The following is a 25,811-nucleotide window of genomic DNA, read 5'->3' as shown; positions in this document are numbered from 1 at the left end:
AACTCTTTATTGATAATATATAAAATACGAAGAATGTAGTTGTAATATATGGTTGTACAAAAATCTTCACCGTAAAACAAAGTGGGCTAAAAGTGATCGAAAGGAGTTAAAGAAAGCATTAGAATATTAATTAATACATTCTTTTGACCAGAGGTGATTTAACCGATGTAAGGAATCTTGTCCAGTGTAATTAAATCTTGAGTTGACCACCGATATGTAGCATTTCTTCCCCATTAATTGTTGCCAACGGATAACTGGTTTAATTAAAGGGAATTATCAAAAAGGGTACTATAAAACAGAACAAGCCCAAAAAATAGATAAGGAGTGAGCAAGCGATGGACAACATGATAAGTGCGGGCAGCTTTGGTTTACAAAGGGGGCCTGCTCAAAAAACGGTTGGCCAGTATTTGTTCGATTGCCTGAAATTCGAGGGCATTACCGAAATTTTTGGTGTCGCAGGGGACTATAATTTTACACTTCTTGATACTTTGGAGTGTTATAACGGCATCCGTTTTATAGAAGGACGAAATGAACTAAACTCGGGCTACGCTGCAGATGGCTATGCAAGAATCAAAGGAATATCGGCTCTTATTACGACATTTGGGGTCGGGGAGCTCAGCGCATGCAATGCGATAGCGGGAGCCAACAGCGAGCATGTGCCAATAATACACATTGTGGGTGCCCCTCCTGAGAAGGATCAAAAAGAGCATAAGCTGATGCATCACACCTTAATGGATGGGAATTTTGACGTTTTTCGCAAGGTGTATGAGCAGATTACGGCATATACCGCGGTGCTTACGCCGGAAAATGCCAAGATTGAAATTCAGACTGCGATTCGCATTGCTAAGGAAAAGAAAAAGCCGGTATACCTGGTTATAGCTAATGATTTAGTGACCAAGCCGATTAAAGTCTGGGCAGAGCCAATACCACCACGTCCAGCATCCAACCCGAATACCCTTCAGGCTGCAGTGAATCATATCCGTCCGCTTTTGGAACGTGCCCAACGACCGGTTATCCTGGTGGATGTAAAAACGATGCGTTTCGGACTTCAGACAGCAACTCGGCAGCTAGCCGATGCAATGAATGTCCCTGTTGTAACGATGCTTTACGGGAAGGGGGCATTCGACGAGACCCATCCAAATTATATCGGAATGTATCTAGGCTCTTTCGGGAGGGCTGAAGTCCAAAGTACGGTGGAGAATGCAGATTGTATCATTGCGATTGGCATGGTATGGGCGGACACAAACACTGCAAAATTTACCGCAAAACTGAACCCACTGATAACTGTCAATATTCAACCAGACATGGTTAAAATCGCTGAGGCGGAATATCCGAATGTTCTTGCAGCCGACATGCTACTTGCCGTGCAGAAGGTGGGTTATAAGGGAAAAGGTTTGACAGAAAAAATTTCATTCCCTTACGATCAATTAACAACTACTGCTGACGGACCTCTAATGGCTGACGGCTATTATCCGCGTTTTCAGCGTATGCTGAAAGAGGGTGATATTGTAATCGCCGAGACCGGAACGTTTTATAATGGAATGGGAGAGGTAAGACTGCCGGGCAATGTAACATATATTGGGCAAGGTGGATGGCAGTCCATCGGTTACGCAATCCCTTCGGCGTTCGGTGCTATTATGGCGGCGCCAGCACGCCGAGTATTGCTGTTTACAGGTGACGGCGCCCTGCAGCTAACAGCACAGGAAATCAGTTCTATGCTCTATTACGGCTGCAAGCCCATAATCTTTGTCTTGAACAACGATGGTTATACAATTGAGAAATATTTAAATGTCAAAACAGAGGATCAAAAGTACAACCAAATCCCTCGATGGTCTTACACCAAGCTGGCCGAAGCTTTTGGAGGTAACGCGTTTACCGTTACGGTCCGGACCTATGGAGAGCTTGATCAAGCTATAATCCATGCTGAAAAGGAAAGCGCCGAAAGACTCTGTATAATTGAAATGATCGCAGGGAATTCGATGGACGCACCTGAATATATGCGACGGATGCGTAGTTATATGGAGAATCAGGAAATGCAGCGCGGTCAGAAATAGTATCCAATTCCCTAGTCCCTAATTGAATACTAATCGAACAGTTCTAATCATACTCTTTTAATAAAACGCAATTAAAGGGGTGTAAAGTAAGTTGACAAAAGTTAAGGTTAGTTTACGACCCATTGCAAGTAAGTTGAATTTACCTACTGTTTTGAAAACAACTATACTACCAGGTGACTCAATTGAAAGGTTATTTATTGCAACCCAGGTAGGAGAAATCTTTTACATAGGAGACGGAGTTATAAGGACTTTTTTAGATATTCGCCCGCGAATCATAAAATTAGGTAAGTCTGAAGAAGGTGTTTCTGGTACGGGGTATGATGAACGAGGATTGCTAGGACTAGCGTTTCATCCACAATTTTATCAAAACGGTTTATTTTATCTTCATTATTCAGTAGCTGGCACTCAAGGTCCGGGTGCCCTTTCTGAACCTTTTAAACCTAATCCATGTGATCCGAAAACTTTAAACTTAAAGTGGGTAAATAGAGATACTCAATACGATCATATCGATACGGTTGAGGAATGGATTTTACAATCACATAGTCAACCTCAAAAACGACGGACATTACTTAACATAAGAAGGCCCTTTTTTAATCATAACGGAGTCAATAGTTTAAACTTTTCACCTGAGACTGGAAAACTTGTTTTTACAAATGGAGATGGTGGATCGGGTTATGATCCATTTAATTTAAGCCAGGATGCTTTAGAAATAGCGGGTAAAATAATTGAAATTGATGTAAGTAAAAATACATTCATAAATAACCCTCCAGTAGTTACGCGCTTTAATGAACTTCCTTTATCTATACAAGAAACACTTACAGTAATTGCGAAAGGAGTTCGTAATATAACAGGTATTTCCTTTCAAAGGTTTTATAATCAGTATATCAAATATGCTGGAAATGTCGGGCAAGATATTGTAGAGTCTATTTTTTCGTTTGTTCATTATAAACCCATACCGGTTACCGAACTTGTTCAAACGCATTTAATGAGATCCACTCCCAATCAAGATGGATTTATTAATTTTGGTTGGCGAGGATGGGAAGGAGAATTACCTACTTCTTTCATACGGCACTGTTCTGAGAACCCTACTTTGGATGAGAGAACAATGGTTTATTATAATGAAACAATTCAAACGTCAGTGAGACGTATTCAGCCTCTAATTAGTTATTTTCATAAAGATTCCAGACCGGATAAGTTTGGAGGAACTTCACTTACAGGAGTTCAGCCATATATGGGAACTACAATCACAAATTTATCAGGTAGCGTCGTGTTTACTGATCTTGCCAAGAAAGAAGAATCTCAATCTCCAGTAAAAGGAGTGTTAGCTTATACTAGAGCAAGTATAGACGATAAACGTAATGATTTTCATGTTATTGAAACCACTTATGATTTTGGGACTCAAGCAGCTTATTATGTTAGTTTAGGAACAAACTTAGATCAAACTAGATTATATTTAGGAGTTTACGGTTCTATGAAAGTAACTGATTTTAACAAAGGCACTATTTATGAAATTGTTCCTTGATAAGATATAAACTCTAAGTCTAAAAATACAAGAAATTCATTCTTCTTCAAAATGCATGACCTGTTGTCCCCCTAAAAAACTTCTATGTATAAACGACTAGCAGAAAGTAACTCATAAACCATAAGTGTATGAATACTATAGTAAGTGATGAATTAGGTATCTTTAGGAGGTATTTTGATGAATCGCTTTAGATGCTATTGGTATCAATGGATGATAGAGCAGGATGCGAATTTTGTTCATAAAAGAAAGGTGACTCCTGCAAGTAGGTTAGTCATTACAGCGTTACTCGGTTCATTTGCTGCTATTTTTCAATCTGCGGGGAACTTAATCCCTGGAATTGGGTTATTTATTAGTCCTTTCGCGACGCTACCGATTTTTCTGGCTATTTGTTATTCTATTCGTGAGGGAGTACTTTCTTATATTCTTACTATTTTCCTATTATTCATTATTGAGCCAAGTGAACTAATTGTCTTTCCCTTTACTACAGGATTATTAGGTATAGCGTTAGGAGTATCCTTTTTACAATTCAAGAGGAGGATTTGGGTAATTTCCTTTTCAGCGATATGTCTACTTATAGGAATTATGATCATTCTCGATATCTTCCGTTTTCCTGTACTTGGTCCTACTATTCATACAACTATGGATATGAAAATTATTACATTAATATTTATACTGAGTTTTCTATACTGCTGGATCTATGCAGAGCTGTGTAGAATAATAATGAATAGAGTATATAAAGTATGGTCTTAACAATTGTATAAAATCTTTTTGAATGAATACACTTTCTCATATATTTTCAAAGATTGGAGATTTAAATCATGTATAACGTTGAAATTAGAAGGCCGAATTCGGATGATATTGATGAACTAAATTTATTTTTCCGTCTAGTTATTACGAATACTTATAAAAACGAAGGGTTATCACAATTATTAGATGACATAGAAAATGAAATTAACTCGAAAAAACAATATTTGAAAAATGATTTTGATAGTAATGGAGAAAGTCGTTACTTTTTATTAGCAATAGATACAAATAACGATAAAATCATTGGAACGATTGAAATCGGTCCAGCAAGTACATTAATTAATAGTTGTACAGATGGTGTACTTAAGGATTTGTATGAAATAGGAACTGTATTTATACTTCCGGAGTATCAAAGAAAAGGTATAGGGAGTTTGCTGTTAAATGCAATGTTTCTTACTTTACTAGGTAAAGGAATAACAGAATTTTGTTTGGATAGTGGATATAAAAACGCACAAAAAATATGGAAGAAGAAATTCGGAGAGCCTATTTATGTACTGAAGGATTATTGGGGCGAATCAAGTGATCATATGATTTGGAAAAAAAGTTTACATGATATACCTATAATATTTGAATTATAAAATGAAATATGTCTCTGAACATAGCTTTTCTTACCTACTTATGCTATTATTTATCTTTATAATAAAAGAGGACGTGAATGAACTTGATTAAAATTAATATTCCTGAAGCTGATGTTTCAATTACTGAACGTAACCAAGTTATTAAAGGAGACGAGCCATTAATTACTCCAATTAACGGTTTTATCGATTTCCACTTGTTCCCTAGAGATAAAGGCGGCATTTTTATGTTTTACAATATTAATGACGAACTTCTTTTCGTAGGTAAAGCTCGTAAAATTAGACAACGTATTAAAAAGCATTTTGAAGATAATGTTTCACCAATCAAAAATAATCGTGATGAAGTATACCGTATCGATGCATGTATCGTAGAAGATCCAACAGAAAGAGAAATTTACGAAACTTACATCATTAATGAATACAAAGCGAAATATAACGTTGATAAAGTGTTTTATAAATAAACAACATTAGCGAAATGAAACAATCCTAGTACATACACTAGGATTGTTTTTATTTATATAGCTTTGTAATTTTTATCCGTAATGATTTCCTTCGCATTTGTTCCTCCTTATAAGGGAATATATTATTTAATCGACAGAATTTTTTCGTATTTTAAAGTAATGAGCGGCAATTAAAGAAATTACCCCGATTAATAACATAATAATTCCAAGAGTTTTATGCTTTCCTTCGAAGAAAGGTATGTCTGTAATTACATTTGTCATACATAATCCTAAGAACACAAGAATAGGTCCAATCCAAAGTAATATGTTGCCTAACTTTGTGTGTTTCTCCATGTAAACCCTCCTTTGTTTTAACATATATATCCATCGTCATTGCAATCCATAACTTCTAAATAAAGGTTAAAGTAAATCCCCAAGAGAAATATACTTTTTTTCATAACAAAAAATAAAGCATCATATATTGGTACAAGCAAATGAGAAAGGAGATCATCATGAATTGGCTAGAAGCTTTTATTTTAGGAATTATTCAAGGGCTGACAGAGTTTTTACCTATAAGCAGTACAGGTCACCTATATTTAGGGAGGCATATTTTTCATTTAGATGAGGCAGGTTTGTTTTTAGATACGATGCTGCATATCGGAACTTTGCTTGCAGTGTTTATTTATTATAGAAAAGAATTCATTTATTTAATAAAAAATCCGTTTTCAAAGCTTATGTTTTTACTTATTGTCGGGACGATCCCTGCGGTTGTAATCGGCTTATTATTTAAAGACTTTTTTGAAGATATTTCAAAAACAGGTATAACAATAGGTTGGGAGTTTTTAGTGACGGGTTTATTTCTTTATATGGCCGATAACCAAAAGAACGGTCGTAAAAAAATGAATGATATTACATATAAAGATGCATTCATAATTGGTTCATTTCAAGCAGTAGCTATATTTCCAGCAATTTCTCGTTCTGGAATGACAATTGTCGCTGCATTATGGAGAAAGTTAGACCGCGAAACAGCGGCGTACTTTTCATTTTTATTATCAACACCGGCTATTGTCGGAGCTATCATCTTGCAATTTACAGATGTTTTTCAAGGGAAAGCAGAATCTATTTCTAGTACATCATTAATTGTCGGAACGTTATCAGCAGCGTTCTTTGGTTACATAGCAGTTTCATGGATGATTCAATATTTAAAACGTCATTCTTTAAAAGTATTCGCGTATTACGTATGGGGATTAGGTATTTTAATTTTAACGTTGCAATTCACACAGGTGTTTTAAATATAATTATCAAGGAATTATTAGTTAAGATCCTGTTCCATTCATACACGACAGGATCTCTTTTCATTAAGGGGGAAAAATGTTTACTAAGGCTATTGTTATTGGTGGAAGTATCGCAGGAAAACTCGCCGCAAAGGCTTTATCAAATACGTTTGAAGAAGTAATCATTGTAGAAGCTGGTGAAGAATGGGATGGAAAAGGTCCGCGAAAAAGAGTTCCGCAAAGTAATCATCCGCATGTGTTATTAAAAGGCGGCGAAGAAGCACTTGAGGAGTTGTTTCCTAACATTACTAATGAATTAATTGAAGCAGGTAGCATCGTAAATAACTTTACTCGCGATTTAAAATGGCATCAGTTCGGCCTATGGAAGCAGCCTTTCAAAGGCGAAATAAATATGATTCAACAAAGTCGTCTTCTGTTAGAATCGCATATTCAAAAACGAATTGAACAAGTTTCAAATGTTACTTCGAAGTATGAAATGTTGGTTGAAGGATTACTAGTAGATAACAAACTTAATAAAGTCTATGGAATAACAGCTAAATGTTTGAAAACAGGAATGAAAGAAGAATTTCATGCAGATCTTGTTGTTGATGCAAGTGGATTTGGTTCGAAAAGTATAGATTGGTTACAAGAATACAATTTCGAAGTACAAGAAGAGAAAGTAAGAATTGATTTGTTTTACGCAACTAGAATGTTTAGGCTCAAAGAAAAAGAGAAATTAGACTGCTGTAATATGCTTATGTCTCCAAGTTTTCCTGAGAATCCTTATGGTGTTCTAGTTCAAATGATTGAAGATGATCGTTATTTTGTTACTTTTAGTGGATATGCAAATGAAAAAGCACCGCAAACAGATGATGAATTTTATGATTTTGCTGAAAACCTATCAATCACTAATGTTACAGAGTTTCTAAACAAATCTGAGGCGATTACCGATATAAAAACGTACAAAATTCCATATCAAGTACGCAGGCGATTTGATCTAGTTAATAATTTGCCTGAAGGATTGTTAGTAGTTGGAGATGCGCATTGTCGTTTTGATCCAGTTTTCGGACAAGGTGTTTCAGTTGCAGCTATGGAAGCTCACCAATTGCAACTAATTCTTCAAGGGAGAAAAAGGCTTGGTAAAACATTAACTCGAGAGTTTTATAGGAAGACTGCTATGATTATCAAAACACCTTGGGAAATGACCACAACGGAGATAGCACGTCATCCTAAGTTACAGAAAGAATTAACTACGAAACAAATATATCAACTTTCTGCAAGTGATTCTGATATTTATATTCGGTTAGTCAGAGTTATGAACTTAATTCGTAGTCCATTTCATCTTTTTCATCCTAGAGTATTACTTACTGTATTACTCAGACGAAAGAAATAGCAGGAAAATTATCGTTTAAAAAAGAATGTATAACAGTTAGTAAATCAAGAAGGGGTAAACGAGATGAAAATATACATAGAACAATTAAAGAAACAAGACGCTGAAGATTTATTTAACTTTGAACTCACGAACAAATCATTTTTTGAAACAATGGTACCAAGTCGTGGCTCTAATTATTACGTGTATGAATACTTTCAAAAGCAACTTGACGAACTATTAAAAGAACAAACTGAGGGGGTTTCTTATTTTCATCTCATACGTAATACAGAAAAAGAAATTGTAGGACGTATCAATTTAGTTGATGTAGATAAGGAAAAACGAATTGGGTCGTTAGGCTACCGAGTTGGAGAGGATTTTACAAAAAAAGGAGTTGCAGCAGCATCTGTAAAATTGATTTTGGCTCAAGCAAGAGTCTATGAAATTAATGAAATACATGCTATGACAACAACAAATAACATAGCTTCACAAATTGTATTAGAAAAGAGCGGATTTTCTCGTGAAAAGGAAGCGGAGACAACTACTGTAGATTTAAACGGGGAAAACGTAAATTTCGTACATTATATTTGGAGGACTACTAAGGATTAAAAATAATAGGGGGGACATGTACATGAAGGATTTACGTTATCCAATAGGTCAATTTACTTATGTAGGAACTATTACAGAAGAAATAATTGATAAATGGATTCAAGAAATAGAGGATTTACCTAATGAACTAGCAAGAGCGATAAAAGATTTAGATCAGAAGCAGTTAGATACACCGTATCGCGTCGGTGGATGGACTGTTCGTCAAGTTGTTCATCATATTGTTGATAGTCATATGAATAGCTACATACGCTTTAAATTAGCACTGACAGAAAAGAATCCAACTATTAAACCGTACAAAGAAGAAAAATGGGCAGAGCTACCTGACTCGAAATTACCAGTAGATGTTTCACTTGTAATGCTAGATTCATTACATAAAAGATGGGTTAACTTATTATATTCTTTAGAACCGGCAGATTTAGAAAAGACATTTAATCATCCTGAATCAGGAGAAACAAAACTTGCTGCTGCAATTGGACTATATGCATGGCACGGTCGTCATCATACAGCTCACATTACTTCTTTAAGAGAGCGTTTAAATTGGTAACATTAGAGAAGGCGACAGAAATTGATGCAGAGATTATATTTCAAATGCAAGTAGAATCATTTAGCTCATTACTAGAAAAGTATAAGGACTATGAAACAAGTCCGGCAAATGAACTTATTGAAAGAACGATTTCAAGAATAAATAATCCGGACGGTGGATTTTATAAAATTTTAGTAAATACGAATCTTGTCGGAGCAATATGTATATCACGTAAAGAAGAGGTATCCAAATTTGGGATAAGCCCGATGTTTATTATTCCAAACTATCAAGGAAACGGAATTGCTCAAAAAGTATTAATTTTAATTGAGGAGATGTTTCCGGAAATAACGACTTGGGAGCTTGCTACAATTTTAGAGGAAAAACGAAATTGTTTTCTATATGAAAAGATGGGATATATAAGAGCGGAATTTAAAAAGAAATTAAATGATAAAGCAACTTTAATTTATTATAAAAAAGAAAGGTAAAGCACATTTTAAATGCTTTACCTTTTTGTATCACTTTAGATTAAATATACAAATTTTATGTATATTCTTCCAAAAAGTTCGGGTTAGTAATTTTAAATTCGAATAAATATACAAAAATGAACTATTTTGTCGTATATGTTACTAACGCTTTTTGAATACTTAATATGCTATCATCGCCTTTAAATTCTTTCGTAATTGGCGCGCTCAAACTAGATACCCATATTTTAAGTTCTGCATCTAAATCAAAATGCCCAGCTGTTTCAATACTAAATTGTGTAATACTTTTATAAGGGATAGAATGGTATTCTGTTTTTTTACCAGTTACTCCTTGTTTGTCTACTAAAATAAGACGGCGATTTGTAAATACGATTAAATCACGAATTAATTTATAAGCATGCTCAACTTTCTCATCATCTAGCATAATCTTTTCTAAATCACGTTCAACGTTTTCTGTACTCGCACTTGATGCATTTCCTAAAATACCACTAAATAAACCCATATGAAATTCCTCCTTTATAATATGTGGAATGAGTTTCTTATATTGTACCATGCTATTGGATAAGACATTATGACATAAGTTCAATAGTTTTTCGTTATTGTTGCAATTAATTTATATAACCTCATCCTAAAATCTTGTGCTAACATGTAATTAAGAAAATAGAAGCAGAGGGATTAAGCATGAAGAGTATCGGTTTAGTATTAGAAGGCGGCGGAATGAAAGGGTTATATACTGCAGGAGTACTCGAATATTTTATGGAAAGGGACTTATTCTTTCCGTATGTAGTCGGTGTATCCGCTGGAGCGTGTATGGGAGCAACATATTTGTCACGTCAAAAAGGAAGAAATAAGAAAGTGAATACAGAGCTAGTAGCAGATCACAGGTATATATCTTATCGAAACTTAATTCAAAAACGTGAATTATTTGGAATGGATTTTTTATTTGATGAAGTACCAAACAAAATTGTACCGTTTGATTTTCAAACATTCCTAAATTCAAATGAACAGTTTGTAATCGGAACGACTGATTGTGAATCAGGACAGGCAGTTTATTATAATAAAACAGAACATGGAAATGATATTTTAAAAATTATTCGTGCATCAAGCTCTGTGCCGTTTATAGCACCTGCTGTAGAATATGATAATCGAAAATTGTTAGATGGAGGGATTATAGATCCTATTCCAGTTTTTAAAGCGCAAAATGATGGTTATTTAAAAAACGTTGTTATAATGACAAAGCCAGAAGGATACGAGAAGCAGCGTAATAAATTTTCTGGACTAGCTAAAATTTTATATAGAAGATATCCAAAACTCGCAGAGCATTTAGTAGAACATTATCGTTTTTATAATGAAACTGTATCTTATATGAATCACAACGAACAAAAAGATAATTTTTATGTAATTCAGCCAAGCGCACAGCTTCCTATAAGCGGAATAGAAAGAAATAAAGAAAAGCTCGTTAATTTATATAATCTTGGGTATAAGGATGCTCATAATCATTATGAAAATTTATTGAATTGGATGGAGAAATAAAGGAGTGGAACGTTGGTATTAGGAAAAGAAGTTATTTTTAATGAATTGCAGAAAATGCATAGTCCTCTATATAAACCATTTCCGAATTGTGACATTCTAAAAATACGGAAAGATTATAAAAATATATTTACAGAAGATGATTGCATAAGTTCTGATTTAAATTATTATTGGATGCATACAGCAGCAACTTTAAATTCTGTACTAAATAAAAAAGAAAAGAATATTTCGTTTCAGCAAATACAGTGGCTAAGAAAATCGTTTTTTGAATGGTTTCCACAATATCGTTTTATAGAAACAGAAATTGTGAAGTATCCCATTTTGTATAGAGATTTCATAAATTATGAGAAGGCTCGGAAACTATTACTTTACTATCTTACTGAATAAAGACGAAGACGCACAGGTTAAATAGCTTGTGCGTTTTTTTAGTTCATAAAATATAATCAACTTGTTTATATAGGAATTCTAATGAGAAGAAAGAAGTACATATAGAATGATGTAAGGGAGGGAGAATAAGTTTAGTAGCCGTTTTCCTTTAAGTTATTGTCCAGCTTGAATATAGTTATTTATGTTAAAATATTTCGAGTAAAATCAAGTTCTTAACGATTTTATCAAACATTAAACAAAATAAATTAGAAACGCAGAAGGGACAGCACTAACATGGAAAACGTGTCAAATATAGATAAATTGGAATCAATAAAATCTTTACAATCGACAATTCGTAAACTTGAAAATGCTTTTTCACAGATGACTCAAAAAGGAGCAAATACTACCTTAGTGAAAAAAAGGCTTAAAGCCGTTTGTATAGGGCTAGCAGTGTTAGAGAACGTGTGGAATCAAGAAAGTCATCGGTATAGCCAAGAAGAGTTAGCAGAAGCTCGTAATGTCCTTGCTGGTTTGCTTCCATCAATTGAGAGAGCCTATGATAAGTCTAAGGCTGGTAGTCCTCAAAGAACGCTTTTAACAAGGAGAATTAAAGCATTAGAACTTTCTATTCAAGCAATTGATAACTTAACTACATAGATTAGCAGAATGAACCAAATTTAAAGAGTCTTATTACAATAAAAGTAGCAAGGCTCTCTAGAAATTTATTCTTCCTTTAGTTCAATTTTAGATGATAAACATACACCTCATAATTATTCTCAAACACCACCACTTCAAAAAATACTTATTGTACTGAACCTTTCTATTATAAAAACACTCAATTATTTAATTTGAGAAAAATAAATAACGCCTTGTATTGTCGTTGCTGCAGATTATGTTAATGAGCTAGAATGATTAACTTATAACAATAAAACGAACCCATTTTTAACAGAGATTCAAGCTAATTATCGTGTGCATCAAGAAGAAAAGTATACAAAGATTGCAGCTTTTTATACATTGCTTCAAAATCCTCATATTTTTTCAAGTACTTTGTCACTATCTGAATCCGTGCATTGGAAAAAGGATAGTTTTAAAAATGATATTCCTTAGATTGAAAATGAAATTACATCTTCAAATCCCATTGCGTCTAATCCTCATTCGTGTACGGAATCAGGAGTGTCTGAAAACAAACATCTTTTAACAGTTAATAGACGTCCATATGAGCCTTTAAAAGCAAAGGGGTACCTAAATGCTTACGAAGAGTTTAAAGTGGATCAGAGCAGTGTTTGACGCTATAAAAAGTCACGTGATGGATTGATAGCATTAAAACATACAAAAACCACACTATAAAATAAAAAGGAGAGAGAATCTATGAATCAAGATGAGCTAGATAAAAAACTTAAAAAACAAGAAATTTTAGTTAAAGATGAAAAAGTTTGGTCGTTCACGTATGAGGATCATATTAGTTCTATCGTTAAACAGGCAGAAAAAACAGGAGCGTTTAATGATTTACCTGGGAAAGGGAAACCTCTTAATCTTGATAAAGATCTTTCGTATAATCCTGACAAGCAACTTTATAGAACTTTGAAAAATAATCATGTTTTGCCTAGGTGGATTGAACTTTCAAAGGAAATAGATCATCTAAAAGAAAATTTAAAAGAACTAACGGATAATGTAGAAGCAGCTATGTTAATTACAACTATTAATAAAAAGGTCTCAGAACATAATTTACTTTGTCCGCCAAGTGCGCAAAAAATGAGGGTTAAAACGGATTTTTAGCTTTTTTTAATGAAACCATCTTTTGCAATATAATTGAGGTAGGCATTTATTATTTATCTTTAAAGGGAGGCAGAAGAAATGAAGAATACGTATCAGCTTCAATTACCGAAAGAACTAGAGCAGTATCGAAGTATTTTAGAAGAAAGTGTGAAACCGTATATTAAAGTGTCTGGAACGCAAGCAGAAACAACTCTTTTTGAAAGTAAGTTTGGTGGCTATCCGTATGTACCTATAAATCAAGAGCATCCTAAAGATTCAAACGGACAACCTATGATGCTACTTGCGCAGTTAAACTTTGAAGAAATGCCGCATATTGAACCTATGCCTCAAAAGGGACTATTACAATTTTTCGTAAGTGCTGATGATGAACTTTTTGGAATAGATTTTGACCATCCAACTAGCCAAAAAGACTTTCGAATTATTTATCATTCTACAATAACGGAAGATTTAACTAAGGTTATTACTGATTTTAGTTATTTAAACACTTTAGATTTAGAGCATTTTATCATACCTGAAGCAGCTAAACTAAAGTTTGAATTGGATTATCAACCAGTAACATCAAGAGATTATCGATTTGAAAAGATTTTTAAGGAAAACATTGATTGGGAAGAAATTGTTGATGAAGAAAATAAAACAAAATTAGGCGAACTGTATGATGATCTATACGAAGATCAAGGGCATAAAATTGGCGGTTATCCATTTTTCACACAGACAGATCCGAGGGAATGGGAAGAAAAACACCAACAACACGATATATTATTGTTACAAATCGATACAGATGATTCATTAAATATTATGTGGGGAGATTCTGGGGTTGCTAATTTCTTTATACGCAAGGAAGATTTATCTAACCTAGATTTTTCCAATGTTATTTACAATTGGGATTGTTACTAAAAATAGATAAATGGATTACTAGCTAGCAAAAGAAATCTTCCTGAAGGTGAGGAGGATTTTTTTACGTTAAAAATAAACGTTATGTTAACTAGAATGAAGAATACAATGAAAGTCAAGCGTAAATAAAAGAAATAACAACAAAAATATAAAATAATAAAACATATGTAATTAGCAATAAATCTATAAAGCAAAACATAAAATGAAATTTATCATTTGTATAGAAAAATTTATTTCGCATAAAAAAAATTCCGTGCTAATCAAAATTATTTTTGACTCGTTAAACGATAATTAATCGATTAAGATTTGCTGTGATTAATTTATAGCAAAATAAACGATAAAAACTGTAGAAATTCATTTAGATAAGATTTTATGTGAATCTCATTAAAAATCCCTGTCTCGTCTCATTAAGTATAGTTTACTTGGTTTTTGATACAGATAAACACTTATTCTATACAACTTTGTATAATATATATTATGTTAACTAGTAAAAAGTAATAAACTTATTATATGTTAGTTTTGGTTGTTAGTCTCCCCTCTTTAATTAGGTTAATAATGTGTTATAGATTGTGTGGTTATTTGTTTTTTAAAGTTGTTTTAAGTTATTTATGTTGTGTTATTGATAAGGATGTTTCCGTGTATAATTTATATTTTAGTGAATCATATCAACGCAATTCGTTCACTTTAAACGAATTGCGTTGATATGATTCAGAATAAGTTTTTTAAAATTAGTTTGCTACAGCAATTGCTTCGATTTCGATTAATAATTTATCGTTAATCAATTTGTTAACTTCTACAGCTGAACTTGCTGGTGGATTGTTTGTGTTGATGTATTGATCTCGAATATCTCTAACAATGGCCATTTGAGAAATGTCCGTCAAGAAAAATGTTAATTTTACTACATCATTAAAATTTAATTCTGAAGCTTCTAATGCTACTTTAATATTTTCAAATACTTGGCGCGTTTGTGTACCTAAATCTCCATTTCCGACTATATGACCATCAGCATTAATCGCTACTTGTCCAGATATGTATATTGTCCGTTTAGCGTTACTAACCTCAACAATATGTGAGTATCCAAAAGTTGCTGGCAAAGTTTCCGGATTGATAAATTTCTTTTGCAATGTACTTCTCTCCTTTTTATATCGTGTTTTCTTTATGTATTGATTTAAGCTGACTTCTGAACTATTATCTGTTCACAAATGATCTATTTTGTTGTATCCACTTATTTTCCATTGTTCTTGATGGTAATAGATGCTACTGATACAAGCAGTAAAAAGTAATGTCCCACTGTTTTTCACGTAAATATAAACCGCATTTTTCAGCTTGTTGTTTACCATTTTTATTTAGCTTAATGTTCTCGCGACCTTGGAGCTTTCCGATAGCATTTCACTCAGTTTCCTCGTGCCTAACTAAGCATATAACAGTCATACACGTATCTTCCTGCTACAATGTGAAGTTAAATTCTATACATACAGTTTAAAGAGTTATATATGTTTGATTCCCTCGAGAGCTGCTTTTAATTACGTCTTGTTTTATTAATTCATCAGTTACTTTTGTATAGAAAAAGTGATACCACCATATAAAAAATTCTTCATAGGTTATTTCCATTGAGTATCTGCTGCTTACGTAATATTCTTTAAGAGGTTGATCATTTCCCTTTAACAATAAGATTAATTCTTCACTAATTGTGTTAGCGATTTCGCTAAGAATAGATAAGTCGTTTGTTTTAAAAACTGGAATAATAGGCTGTGCATTTTGATTTAAGCCTAGTTTTTCGTAAAATACATTTAAATTTAAGTCTATTTGACTATCTACTGCTGCAAAAATTTTTACTAATTGCTTTTTCGCGTAATTAATATCAGTAATAGCATCGTGAAAATGTTCTTCAAGTATTTCCTTATTCGCTGTTATTAAATTTAAGGTTGAATATCGTGTGTTTCCATAAAGGCCAATTTGAACTTCTCCTAAATCTAAATACGTATTACCATACATCCCGAATGCCTCTATGTCTGTTTGTTCCTGTTCTTGGATCGCATAATAATATCTTTTCTCATTTCTCAAAGGTCGTTCCGTTTCTAAATAGTTTTCTTCAATATTATCTATTTGTCCAAAATCTAGTAACACACCACTATAAAGTAATAGACTATACGATTCTTTAGGTAAATAATCAAATGTTTCAATTCTTTTAGAAATAATATCAATTTGATTAGAATATTTCTCAATCATTTTAAGTGTAGGTTTAATTAGAGGGTTACATAGGTTATACAATGTATTCCCTTTATAAGCTGTTATAACCATACACGTCGTATAGTAGCCTTCTCCTATCCTTTTCAAATTCTTCATTAGTCCAATTTAGTACTGTCTTTATAGTATTTGATTCAATTCTAAGATGAAGCATAACAAGTAAATATTGAAGATTTGTTTCACTTATTTTTATAGTTGGAGAATTATCTCTAGATGAAATCATTTTAGTCTCATAAGCTATTTGTAGTATTTTCTCTAGAGTATTATTAGCAAGCATCATTACATCCCTCCTTTTTAAATAAGTTAATTGTAAAATCTATGTATTTACTATGTTCTATAAATAAAAATAAGTACCCTTTAATAATCTCAAATTAAAAACCTTAGTATGGCTATCTTAATACCTATACTAAGGTTTTCTAGAATTTTATATTGTATTATCAATATTTATATATATTGAATTAATTTGTTCATATTCTTTTTTAAATTGATTATCATTTTTTATCCAACTTATAAAAGTTAATTCGCTTATTTCTAAATTGGAACAAGCTGTAGCATTACATTTGTTTTTCATATATTCGTTAAGGAAATTTTGTTTTCTTTGCTTAACAGCAGCTTGAGTTCTTTTAAGTTTTCGATCTTGTAATTGGTCTAAACTTAGACTTTCTTTCTGAAATATTTCATATTTTCTATGCAAATATATATCTTTGTCTTTATAAATCCAATTTGCAAAAAGCTGAATTGATTTTCTCCCAGTCAGCATGACACGATAATGTGTATTTTGATTTAAAAGGTTAGAATTTAAGTTGTAATTTTGCAGAACTTGGTTTAAAGAGTTCATAAAATTATATGATCCTCCTACAAAACTTACTGTATATGTTTCATAATTGACATAACCATCTCCATCAAAATACCCTCGAATAAAATGATGCAGATATTCTTCTGGTACGAATGGAAATTCTACAGTAAATGATTTACACGGCTTGATTCCGTGGATATTCATAAGATCGTCTTTAATTATTTTACTATTGAGGTTTAACATATATACGCCTGTTTTTTTGTTTTGGTAAAGTGGCTGGTTTGTGTTTAATTCTTTTTTTATATCGTTTAGAATGTTACTTTCTTTTTGCGAGATACTGACGCATTGATTTTCTTTTGGTATAACACCGTCTGCTGTTATAAATCCTAAAATATAAGCCATATTATTTGACCAAGTTTTAAAATAATCTTCTTTTATGGCATACTTTCTCTTCCAACTACCTCTTGCTCGTCTTGGAACGTTATTGTCTGTTAAAACCATGCATATATACCTAGCAGACACATTGGCAAGTACAGCTATTTCTGAGGTACTCTTCCCTTCTGTATAAAGCTGAATCATTTCAGATTTTGATAGTTTACATTTTGACTTCTTTTTTCTTTCTTCCAGCATTTATAGAATCTCCTTCCTTTGGATAATTAGTTACCTACCAGCTTCTATAACATATAACGAAACGTACGTTCTTTGTTGTGTATGAGAAAGAATTTACTTAAACAAAACAATTTACAAATACATAATATTAGTTTTAGCTGCTGCTAAATGAATTCTATTTTATATATATAAATAATAAATTTGAAGAATTTATTAAATGTACTGCATTAAAGATGAAAGGTAAAACGATATAGTTTACACTAATAACAGTTAGAATAACAACATACGTATATTGTTAAACGTAAAAAGGAGAACTAATGAAAAAGAAATATATAAATCAAATTCATACTGATGTAAGTTTTAAACCAAAAGATATTATAGGTTTAATGACTGATTACTTTAAAATAAAAACAAAGCTGCGTCCTATAAAGAATTTACCTATTGTTTTATCGAATAAAGATAATGAGTCTTTAGAGAGTATTACATGGTTTGGACATTCTGCTGCTCTTTTAAAAATAGAAGGTAAAAAGCTGTTATTAGATCCTATGTTTGGCGATGCCTCTTCCCCGTTTCCTGTTTTTAATAGTAAACGTTATAGTGGTGCTTTTTCTTTAGAACGTGAAGACCTTCAGGAAATTGATGCGATTATCATTTCGCATAATCACTATGACCATTTAAATTACAAAAGTATTATGCAGTTAAAAGATCGTGCAAAGCACTTTTATGTTCCGACTGGAGTTGCGCGTTATCTTATTAAATGGGGTGTTTCACCTAGTAAAATTAGTGAGCATAATTGGTGGGATGAAATTACGTTTGATAATATTAAATTAGTTTGTACACCTGCAAGGCATTTTTCTGGACGAAGTATGACAGATAGAGATAGTTCGTTATGGTGTTCATGGGTTATCCTTGGTCAAGAAACGAAAGTCTTCTTTAGTGGTGATAGTGGATATGCTCCGCACTTTGAGGAAATTGGTAATAAATACGGTCCATTCGATCTTACTTTAATGGAATGCGGGCAATACGATACGAGATGGTCTGCAATTCATATGTTGCCAGAAGAAACAGTGCAAGCTCATATTGACGTTAAAGGAGAATTGCTTGTTCCTATTCATTGGGGTGCTTTTACATTATCATTACATGAATGGAGTGATCCAATTGAGCGAGTTACGAAAGAAGCAAATCGTTTAGGGGTTAATATTGCAACGCCGCAAATCGGTGAAGCTATTACGTTAAAATCTAAAGAGTATCCTACGTCAGCTTGGTGGCGAGAGGTATAATTATAATAAAAAGCGAACCGATTTAATATTGATGGTTCGCTTTTTATTCATATATGACTCATCTATTAAAATCCTCTATTTTATCTACTGGAATTTCATTTTTCATCTTTTCTTTTGTCTAATATCCTGTAGGGTCTTCTATATTGTTTGAATCTTGAATAGCAGATGGGATATTTTGGGCCTTTTTTAATTGAGTAAGAGTATCTTTTTCGCTAGAGGCTGCCAATGCTAAGTAAATAATTAAGGGCATTATAATAGTAATGCTAGTTATATATACCCAAAGTTTCAATTTTCACTTCAGTAATGTATATTGCAGTAAAGGCTTTTTATAAAACATCCACTTACTTATTTGTTACCGAGTTGTTCCGCCAAACCGATTAGAAGTCCTTCAGTTCCACGAATGTAACAGAGCCGATACGAGTCCTCGTACTGAACCACTTCGCCAACGAGCTGAGCACCATTCTTAGTAAGTCTGGATACCATTTCGTCAATGTCTTCAACGGTGAACATGACGCGTAGATAACCGAGGGCGTTTACAGGAGCAGTCCGGTGATCTGCTATAGTAGGTGGGGTGAGAAATCGCGAAAGTTCAATTCGGCTGTGGCCATCTGGGGTAACCATCACAGCAATCTCTACGCACTGAGAACCCAATCCAGTTACGCGACCGGACCATTCACCTTCGACAGTGGTTCGCCCTTCGAGGTTCAAGCCAATCTCCTCGAAGAAAGAGATTGCGTCATCAAGGGATTCTACAACGATGCCGATATTGTCCATTCTTAGTAATTTGTTTTTTGCCATAGTTTTATCTCCTTATGTGTAAAAATTTATTAGTTGATCATCTTCATAATTATTTTGTTACAAATTCATTCCAAATAAAAAACACCTTTTCACAGTTCATGATAACACAGAAAAGTCACAGTATAGGAAAATGTGAAATTGGATTTTCGGGTATGTCACATATAGCATCTTGTTAATGGACAACACTTCGTAAACCCTCTACTACCCAGAAACCTTTTCTTCAAAAATATTTTGACTAGAGGATGTTTTGCGACTGGCTCATTCTATAAAAGAAGGAACAGTCTCAGCATCACTTTGTTCTCAATAAGTTCTAACAGGTGATATTAAATATACTGCTGCAGATTGTTCACCTGCCTCAATTAATATCGGTCTCATGGAACCACCAAAACTTAAAGTAACTCTATCTTCTTTTATTGCTTTTAAAGTATCGACCATATATCGTCCATCGAAAGATATATTTAATTGCTTTTCACCGTGAATAGCATCGATGTGTTGTGTTTCTGATATTTTACCAATCTGAGAAGCGTTAGAAGAGATTTGTATTGTGAATTCGTCGATGATTTCTAAGTTAACGTTGTTGTTTGCCCATTCACTAGCCAATAAACTTGACCGATCTACACCTTGTAAAATCTTTTTTCTATCTATATTAATAACCGTTTGGGATTCATTTGGAATTAGGCCGAATATATTAGGATATTTTCCTTCAATAAGCCTTGAATACAACGTAATTGTACTGAATTTAAAAATAATGTGACTCTCTGAAAGATATATGTATACTAAATTTGAATTACTGTTCATTAATTTTAGTAGTTCACTAATAGTGGAACTTGGTACAATGCAATTTAATTTCGCATGTGAAGAAATGGGTATTTCACGTAAAGCCAGTCTGTGCGAATCAGTAGCAGCACAAATTAATTTGTTATGATCAATAACGAAATGTACACCAGTAAGAACGGGTCTAGATTCATTTTTAGCAGCTGCAAAGACAGTTTGTTTAAAGACTTCAAGCAACTGTTCCGTTTCTACTTGTATTTCTGCATGTTCGTCTATAAATGGTACATTTGGAAAGTCGTTCGCCGAGAATCCATTTAAGTTTAAAGTAATTTCATCAGATTGAATTGTAATCAATTGCTCATTCATACTTGTTATTAAAATCTCACTTGGCATTTTTTTAATAATTTCAATGAAATACTTTGCTGGTACAACAATACTCCCTGCTTTTAAAATAGTTGCAATTTGTTCGTCTTCAATTGAAATAGGTATAAATTTTTCAATGAAAATATTCGAATTGCTTGCGATTAAAGTAATTCCAGATTGATCTGCTGTTATTTTTATTCCGGATAATATAGGAATTAAAGTTTTTGTTGAGATAGCTTTACTTACTTCTGAAAGAGCTTGTGTAAATTGTTTGTGATTAATGATAAACTCCATTTTTCCCCCGCCTTAAATGAAATACTATCTTTATGAAGATTGATGAATAATAGTTCCATTAAAAATATAAGGAACTATTTCTTTCTTTTGTAAAACACCTTTTAAGTGTTCTGGTATACGTAAATAAGGTTCTGCTGAATCTAATTCCATCCAGGTAATCTCTTCAATCTCTTTTGGACGCGATATACATATTTCTCCTCCTATTATTTCTCCTAAAAAATTAAAGAAGATTGCATGATGTCCTCTCTCCTCAAAAAAGGCTTCACTAATGGAACAAATTCCTTTTACGGATATATCTAGCCCTGTTTCTTCTTTTACTTCACGAATTGCTGCCTCTTCTAACGTTTCACCAAATTTAACTGCTCCACCTGGTAAAGTGTAATAAGAACCATTTTTCCCTTTATTTTTAACCATTAATAGCTTTTCATGAGTTTCATCATATAGAAGCGCGTATGTAACATTTACTTTTTTCATAGGTAACCCCTTTTAATGATAAGAATTTTCTGTCTTCGTTTCATTCTATCATTAAATTGTTTTTATTCACAAAAAAGAAAAAGAACGTGTTTTGAAAAAGAATAATCAAAATACGCCCTCTAAATGTTGAAAAATCGATTCGTTTAAAGAATACCAAGCAATAGCAACTATAAATTCAATATGCTTTTTACAACCTTTTTTCTAAATAGTAGTGATTATGTCCTTTAGGATGACCTTTACTGACTCCGATCACTTTATACCCATGCTTCTTATAGAAATTAGGGGCTTGGAAACTAAAAGTATCTAATTTGATGAGCCTACATTCTTTTTCAATTGCAAATTCTTCAATAAGATTCATTAAATTGCTTCCGTAACCTTCGTGTCTATATTCTTCAGAAACCCATAGGAAGTCAACATGTACATGGTGCCAAAATGTGATTGCCGTTATCCCTCCTACTATTTCTTCTTTTTCATTTTTCACTATAAAACTAATCTTTTCTGAAAGTGTTTTTTCTTCATTTGAAAGTTGTTTTTGGTTATATTTAATTACTTTTTCTCTTATGTAATCACTATCTTCTTGTACCTATTGCTTTACTATTTTCATTTTAACTATCACGCCCCTTTATATTATTTATTCAATTTAATAATCGGAATGTCCTATCTTCTTTAATGTTAGATTATGAAATAAGTACAAGGATAAAATTAGATTTTTTGAATGTCATCTATTGTTTATACAGTATTTTGTAATGAAAAAGAGCCCTAGTATAAGGACTCTTTCTAAGCATTAAGCTATTTTTCGATTTAACTGTTTTATTTCCTTCTTCTTTTCTGCATTTGGAGGGCGAATTACTATAGAGATAACGAATGATATAATACTTAAAACACCAATTGTAATGAAGGTTGGTTGAAACCCTCCAAGTATTGCACCGATGAATGATCCTGCAAGTGCACCAAATCCGAAACCTTGGTAAACAATACCGTAATTTGTACTATGATTTTTTAATCCGAAGAAGTCTCCCACAATTGCTGGGAAGATGGTGATATTACCACCAAAGCAAAAAGCAACACTTGCTACACAAGCAAAATAAATCCCGTAATTTAGTGGAATAAAACTTAAAGTAAAGACGGATAATCCAATAATAATAAATGTAGCAGAGACAATTTTTAATCGACCTATTTTATCTGATAACGTTCCAAGAATAATTCTACCTATTGTATTAAAGATTGCAATCATTGCGACGGCGTTAGCTGCGGTTGCTGCACTAAGACCAACGAGCTGCACTCCAATGTCTTTTACCATACCAATTAAATATAAACCACCCATACAGGAAGTGAATAACATGAAAAACAAGAAATATACTTGTTTAGTTCGCATCATTTCACGTGGAGTATAGTCATTGTGTAATGTTTCAGTTGCGGTGTTACTTACAGTTGCTTCGCGTAAGAAGAACGATCCGATTAATACTAAAAGCAAGACGATAATACCCCAATATAAAAATGCTTGTGATACACCAAAACTATCGATAAGATTTCCGTTTACATATCTAAAGATTAAGCTACCCATTCCATACGCTGAAACAGATATACCAGAAATAAGCCCTTTACGGTTTGGAAACCATTTAATTAAATTAGATAGTGATGTAATATAAGCTGTTCCATCTGCATAGCCAACGACAACACCGGCTAATAAATAAAGTAGTGGTAATGAAGAAACTTGTGAACTAAGTATTAAACCGAGTCCTAGAACAATTCCTGCCGTAGCGATAAGTTTACGAAGTCCTAACTTTTTCTGTAACTTTCCTGCGAATAAAGTTGAGAAAGATAAAGAAAAGCTCGTGATAGAGAAAGTTATTGCTACTGCATTTAGGTTCCAGCCGAACTTACTAACAAGGGGTTGATTAAACAAACTCCATGTATAAATTGTTCCTAGGCCAATTTGAACAATGATTGTACCTAGAACAATTAGCAACGGATTTATTGATTTTTGTTTCATACTAACTGTCCTCTTCTTTTATCATGACATGAATTTTCACAGTTAGTATATCCATGTTTAAATGCAAGATACTGTACGGAAAATGGAAATTAACTTAGTTTATACAAAAAGACACTTCATAAAGAAGTGCCTTTTTGTAGGTTATATACAGATATATTTAAAGAAAGCTTTGTTAAGATAAGACATTTTCAAATGCTTATGTACATATATTATCAAATAATTTTCTAAATGTGATGAGACTTAAGACGTATTTTTCTTTCATAAAAAAGTCGGAGAGAAAATTAATATTCAATTTCCTCGAAATCTTTCGGTTGCGGTACAGTTTGCATATTAGCTGCATCTTTCGGATCGCTATAAATCGCATTTTGTTCTGTATTTACATCTTTTATATTTTGCTTTTTATTTTTGCTCACTTTATCTTTCACTTTCGTTCACTCCTTTTTGTTATAGGAGTAATTATGCCCTATTACCGCTACTAAATGTATCAGCGACTAAATTGCTAAACTCGCGTAAATAATATAAATAATTATCCCCACCATAGTTGTATCTTTTATTGTACATTTTAGCAACGACGACATTATATTCTGGAATGACTAATATCGTTGGTCCTGTAATTCCTAATATTTGATAGGAACCTTTAGGAACTCGCTCACCAAGTTCGCTAAATAGAGCAGGTTCATTTTGAACGAACCAAAACAACCCGTTTTGAGGTAGTTCTTTATTTGTATACTCTGGACTTTGTAAGCTCGTAGCAAGTGCTATAACTTCTTTTGGCACAATTTGTTTACCATTTAAAAACCCTTTATTTAAATGCAGGTTCCCCCAGTAGGCAAATTCTCTCGAAGAGACAAAAAGATTTTTCTCGGAGCCGTCATCTACTGCACCAACACTACTTATTGCATCTTCATCTGGGTTTACAACAACCTTAACTAAATTATCATCTTGTTTTATTCTCCATCCAGTTTCTTTGAAATCAGCAGGTATGAATACACGCTCCTTTAATAGTTCAGGAAAACTCTTATTATACAGTTGATAAATAAGCTGCGTCACCATTCTTACATTAATATCTCTGTACGCCCAAGCTTGTCCCGGCTCAAATTCACGAAAAGCTGTCCCATCATCGGTTTCATTTAAACCGTGTGAATGAGTTACTAAATGTCTTATCGTTGTCTTTCCAAGTAATGAAGGATCATATTCTTTAAAATAATTTACAGCCTCGTCATCAAGAGATTTTATTTTCCCCTCATAAACTGCATAAGCTACCATTAATCCTAAATAGCTTTTTCTTGCGGAAGCGACATTGAATTGTGAAGATATAGTTACTTTTTTACTAGTAGGAGTATTTGAATGCGTTCCACTATAATGCTCTAGCACAATCTTATTATCTTTCATAATACAAAGTGCTGCCGTAGAACTTTGATTTGTCTCTTTAATGTTTTCTACCCATGAAATTAATTTTTCATATTTGTACAAATAAATATCCCCCTAAAACATATAAAAATAACAGCATGAAAGAAAAGTTTCAATACATTATAACTTTGCATCTGCACTTTTCTTTCATGTGAAATATTATTGATCTATAGTACTTAAATAATCCACCAGTTCCAGCAATTAGAACAGCTGAAACAACCACCACAGCCTACACAACCTACGCAACCGCCGCAACGTCCGCCGCCACAACCACCACAGCGACCACCACAGCCGCCACCGCCACAACGTCCGCCGCCACCGCATCCGCCACAACGACGTGCATCGTCTTGAATGTAGTAATATGGATATTGATTTTGTTGCTGATCCCAATACACAACATTACCAGGTTGATAAGCATTAAGGTTTAACGCTTGTAGTTCTTGTTGAAACTCATTCATTATGAAACCCTCCATTTACAAATGTAAATTCCGTCCAAATTTTCGAGTTTATTTACTTTTAGAAATAAAGTAGAAATAAGGCTATAGACTAAATGCGTAC

28 protein-coding genes and 3 pseudogenes are annotated in these 25,811 nt (G+C 33.1%); 17 read left to right on the top strand and 14 right to left on the bottom strand.

The genetic code is table 11. The features are described 5' to 3' along the window. The first annotated feature begins 335 nt into the window (after window positions 1-335). From MKX77_RS11320 to MKX77_RS11300, 5 genes are all read left to right on the top strand, one after another. Entirely contained in the window at window positions 336-2,054 is a 1,719-nt protein-coding gene (locus MKX77_RS11320) for an alpha-keto acid decarboxylase family protein (protein ID WP_215556457.1), read from the top strand. Between the two features lie 91 nt (window positions 2,055-2,145). Further along, window positions 2,146-3,576: a PQQ-dependent sugar dehydrogenase gene (locus MKX77_RS11315; protein WP_341306674.1), complete on the top strand. Its 1,431-nt coding sequence runs from the start codon at window positions 2,146-2,148 to the stop codon at window positions 3,574-3,576. 177 nt (window positions 3,577-3,753) lie between these two features. After that, window positions 3,754-4,326 carry a hypothetical protein gene (locus MKX77_RS11310; RefSeq protein WP_215556459.1) on the top strand — a complete coding sequence of 191 codons (573 nt, stop codon included), beginning with the start codon at window positions 3,754-3,756 and terminating at the stop codon, window positions 4,324-4,326. A gap of 68 nt (window positions 4,327-4,394) precedes the next feature. Next, window positions 4,395-4,958 (top strand): GNAT family N-acetyltransferase, encoded by a 564-nt coding sequence (locus MKX77_RS11305; protein WP_215556460.1) that lies wholly within the window; start codon window positions 4,395-4,397, stop codon window positions 4,956-4,958. 77 nt (window positions 4,959-5,035) lie between these two features. Further along, entirely contained in the window at window positions 5,036-5,416 is a 381-nt protein-coding gene (locus MKX77_RS11300) for a nucleotide excision repair endonuclease (RefSeq protein ID WP_002136542.1), read from the top strand. 126 nt (window positions 5,417-5,542) lie between these two features. On the opposite strand, the gene MKX77_RS11295 is transcribed toward MKX77_RS11300, so the two are convergent. Continuing rightward, complete coding sequence (locus tag MKX77_RS11295) at window positions 5,543-5,749, bottom strand: hypothetical protein (RefSeq protein ID WP_215556461.1); 207 nt, start codon at window positions 5,747-5,749, stop codon at window positions 5,543-5,545. Window positions 5,750-5,907: 158 nt separating this feature from the next. Between MKX77_RS11295 and MKX77_RS11290 the strand changes: the two genes are divergently transcribed. From MKX77_RS11290 to MKX77_RS11270, 5 genes are all read left to right on the top strand, one after another. Continuing rightward, entirely contained in the window at window positions 5,908-6,687 is a 780-nt protein-coding gene (locus MKX77_RS11290) for an undecaprenyl-diphosphate phosphatase (RefSeq protein WP_341306673.1), read from the top strand. 79 nt (window positions 6,688-6,766) lie between these two features. Beyond that, complete coding sequence (locus tag MKX77_RS11285) at window positions 6,767-8,062, top strand: FAD-dependent oxidoreductase (RefSeq protein ID WP_341306672.1); 1,296 nt, start codon at window positions 6,767-6,769, stop codon at window positions 8,060-8,062. Window positions 8,063-8,125: 63 nt separating this feature from the next. Then, window positions 8,126-8,647 carry a GNAT family N-acetyltransferase gene (locus MKX77_RS11280; protein ID WP_341306671.1) on the top strand — a complete coding sequence of 174 codons (522 nt, stop codon included), beginning with the start codon at window positions 8,126-8,128 and terminating at the stop codon, window positions 8,645-8,647. 22 nt (window positions 8,648-8,669) lie between these two features. After that, window positions 8,670-9,191, top strand: a complete 522-nt coding sequence (locus tag MKX77_RS11275) for a YfiT family bacillithiol transferase (protein ID WP_341306670.1) — start codon at window positions 8,670-8,672, stop codon at window positions 9,189-9,191. Then, window positions 9,131-9,655, top strand: a complete 525-nt coding sequence (locus tag MKX77_RS11270) for a GNAT family N-acetyltransferase (protein ID WP_341306669.1) — start codon at window positions 9,131-9,133, stop codon at window positions 9,653-9,655. Before MKX77_RS11275 ends, MKX77_RS11270 begins: the two co-directional genes overlap by 61 nt. Window positions 9,656-9,776: 121 nt before the next feature. On the opposite strand, the gene MKX77_RS11265 is transcribed toward MKX77_RS11270, so the two are convergent. Continuing rightward, on the bottom strand, window positions 9,777-10,154 hold the full coding sequence (locus MKX77_RS11265) for a PH domain-containing protein (protein WP_283747204.1): 378 nt from the start codon (window positions 10,152-10,154) through the stop codon (window positions 9,777-9,779). 179 nt (window positions 10,155-10,333) lie between these two features. Between MKX77_RS11265 and MKX77_RS11260 the strand changes: the two genes are divergently transcribed. The 6 genes and pseudogenes from MKX77_RS11260 to MKX77_RS11240 all read left to right on the top strand — a co-directional run bounded on the left by MKX77_RS11260 (window position 10,334) and on the right by MKX77_RS11240 (window position 14,218). Continuing rightward, window positions 10,334-11,185, top strand: coding sequence for a patatin-like phospholipase family protein (locus MKX77_RS11260; protein WP_341306668.1), 852 nt, complete (start codon window positions 10,334-10,336; stop codon window positions 11,183-11,185). 12 nt (window positions 11,186-11,197) lie between these two features. Then, window positions 11,198-11,569: a YxiJ-like family protein gene (locus tag MKX77_RS11255; protein ID WP_341306667.1), complete on the top strand. Its 372-nt coding sequence runs from the start codon at window positions 11,198-11,200 to the stop codon at window positions 11,567-11,569. A 273-nt stretch (window positions 11,570-11,842) separates the two neighbouring features. Beyond that, window positions 11,843-12,205 carry a hypothetical protein gene (locus tag MKX77_RS11250; RefSeq protein WP_341306666.1) on the top strand — a complete coding sequence of 121 codons (363 nt, stop codon included), beginning with the start codon at window positions 11,843-11,845 and terminating at the stop codon, window positions 12,203-12,205. Between the two features lie 57 nt (window positions 12,206-12,262). Next, window positions 12,263-12,643, top strand: a pseudogene (locus MKX77_RS30660) (hypothetical protein); the annotation flags it as partial. 273 nt (window positions 12,644-12,916) lie between these two features. After that, window positions 12,917-13,324 carry a DnaJ family domain-containing protein gene (locus tag MKX77_RS11245; protein ID WP_002065707.1) on the top strand — a complete coding sequence of 136 codons (408 nt, stop codon included), beginning with the start codon at window positions 12,917-12,919 and terminating at the stop codon, window positions 13,322-13,324. 78 nt (window positions 13,325-13,402) lie between these two features. Then, complete coding sequence (locus MKX77_RS11240) at window positions 13,403-14,218, top strand: YwqG family protein (protein ID WP_341306665.1); 816 nt, start codon at window positions 13,403-13,405, stop codon at window positions 14,216-14,218. Between the two features lie 725 nt (window positions 14,219-14,943). On the opposite strand, the gene MKX77_RS11235 is transcribed toward MKX77_RS11240, so the two are convergent. From MKX77_RS11235 to MKX77_RS11220, 4 genes and pseudogenes are all read right to left on the bottom strand, one after another. Beyond that, complete coding sequence (locus MKX77_RS11235) at window positions 14,944-15,339, bottom strand: RidA family protein (RefSeq protein ID WP_215556472.1); 396 nt, start codon at window positions 15,337-15,339, stop codon at window positions 14,944-14,946. 157 nt (window positions 15,340-15,496) lie between these two features. Further along, a pseudogene (locus tag MKX77_RS11230) lies at window positions 15,497-15,598 on the bottom strand (histidine phosphatase family protein); the annotation flags it as partial. A 96-nt stretch (window positions 15,599-15,694) separates the two neighbouring features. Then, a pseudogene (locus MKX77_RS11225) lies at window positions 15,695-16,739 on the bottom strand (hypothetical protein). A gap of 147 nt (window positions 16,740-16,886) precedes the next feature. After that, entirely contained in the window at window positions 16,887-17,888 is a 1,002-nt protein-coding gene (locus MKX77_RS11220) for an LAGLIDADG family homing endonuclease (RefSeq protein ID WP_341306664.1), read from the bottom strand. Between the two features lie 296 nt (window positions 17,889-18,184). Between MKX77_RS11220 and MKX77_RS11215 the strand changes: the two genes are divergently transcribed. Beyond that, window positions 18,185-19,147 (top strand): MBL fold metallo-hydrolase, encoded by a 963-nt coding sequence (locus MKX77_RS11215; protein ID WP_215556474.1) that lies wholly within the window; start codon window positions 18,185-18,187, stop codon window positions 19,145-19,147. 345 nt (window positions 19,148-19,492) lie between these two features. Here MKX77_RS11215 and MKX77_RS11210 read toward each other — a convergent pair whose 3' ends face one another. The 8 genes from MKX77_RS11210 to MKX77_RS11175 form a co-directional block, all read right to left on the bottom strand. After that, window positions 19,493-19,945, bottom strand: coding sequence for a VOC family protein (locus MKX77_RS11210; RefSeq protein ID WP_215556475.1), 453 nt, complete (start codon window positions 19,943-19,945; stop codon window positions 19,493-19,495). Between the two features lie 300 nt (window positions 19,946-20,245). Next, complete coding sequence (gene dnaN, locus MKX77_RS11205; protein ID WP_341306663.1) at window positions 20,246-21,376, bottom strand: DNA polymerase III subunit beta; 1,131 nt, start codon at window positions 21,374-21,376, stop codon at window positions 20,246-20,248. A gap of 30 nt (window positions 21,377-21,406) precedes the next feature. Beyond that, window positions 21,407-21,850: an NUDIX hydrolase gene (locus tag MKX77_RS11200; RefSeq protein ID WP_341306662.1), complete on the bottom strand. Its 444-nt coding sequence runs from the start codon at window positions 21,848-21,850 to the stop codon at window positions 21,407-21,409. Between the two features lie 187 nt (window positions 21,851-22,037). Beyond that, window positions 22,038-22,412, bottom strand: coding sequence for a GNAT family N-acetyltransferase (locus MKX77_RS11195; RefSeq protein ID WP_341307952.1), 375 nt, complete (start codon window positions 22,410-22,412; stop codon window positions 22,038-22,040). Between the two features lie 222 nt (window positions 22,413-22,634). Next, window positions 22,635-23,843, bottom strand: a complete 1,209-nt coding sequence (locus tag MKX77_RS11190; RefSeq protein ID WP_341306661.1) for an L-lactate MFS transporter — start codon at window positions 23,841-23,843, stop codon at window positions 22,635-22,637. Window positions 23,844-24,124: 281 nt separating this feature from the next. Then, window positions 24,125-24,268 carry a hypothetical protein gene (locus MKX77_RS11185; RefSeq protein WP_215556479.1) on the bottom strand — a complete coding sequence of 48 codons (144 nt, stop codon included), beginning with the start codon at window positions 24,266-24,268 and terminating at the stop codon, window positions 24,125-24,127. Between the two features lie 31 nt (window positions 24,269-24,299). Next, entirely contained in the window at window positions 24,300-25,316 is a 1,017-nt protein-coding gene (locus tag MKX77_RS11180) for a serine hydrolase domain-containing protein (RefSeq protein WP_341306660.1), read from the bottom strand. Window positions 25,317-25,429: 113 nt separating this feature from the next. After that, window positions 25,430-25,711, bottom strand: a complete 282-nt coding sequence (locus tag MKX77_RS11175; RefSeq protein ID WP_341306659.1) for a heterocycloanthracin/sonorensin family bacteriocin — start codon at window positions 25,709-25,711, stop codon at window positions 25,430-25,432. Between the last annotated feature and the right edge of the window lie 100 nt (window positions 25,712-25,811).

Source organism: Bacillus sp. FSL R9-9410, from assembly GCF_038050385.1.
Classification (GTDB): Bacteria; Bacillota; Bacilli; order Bacillales; family Bacillaceae_G; genus Bacillus_A; species Bacillus_A cereus_U.
Note: the sequence above shows the minus strand (reverse complement) of the source record. Positions and strands in the feature narration are given on the sequence as shown.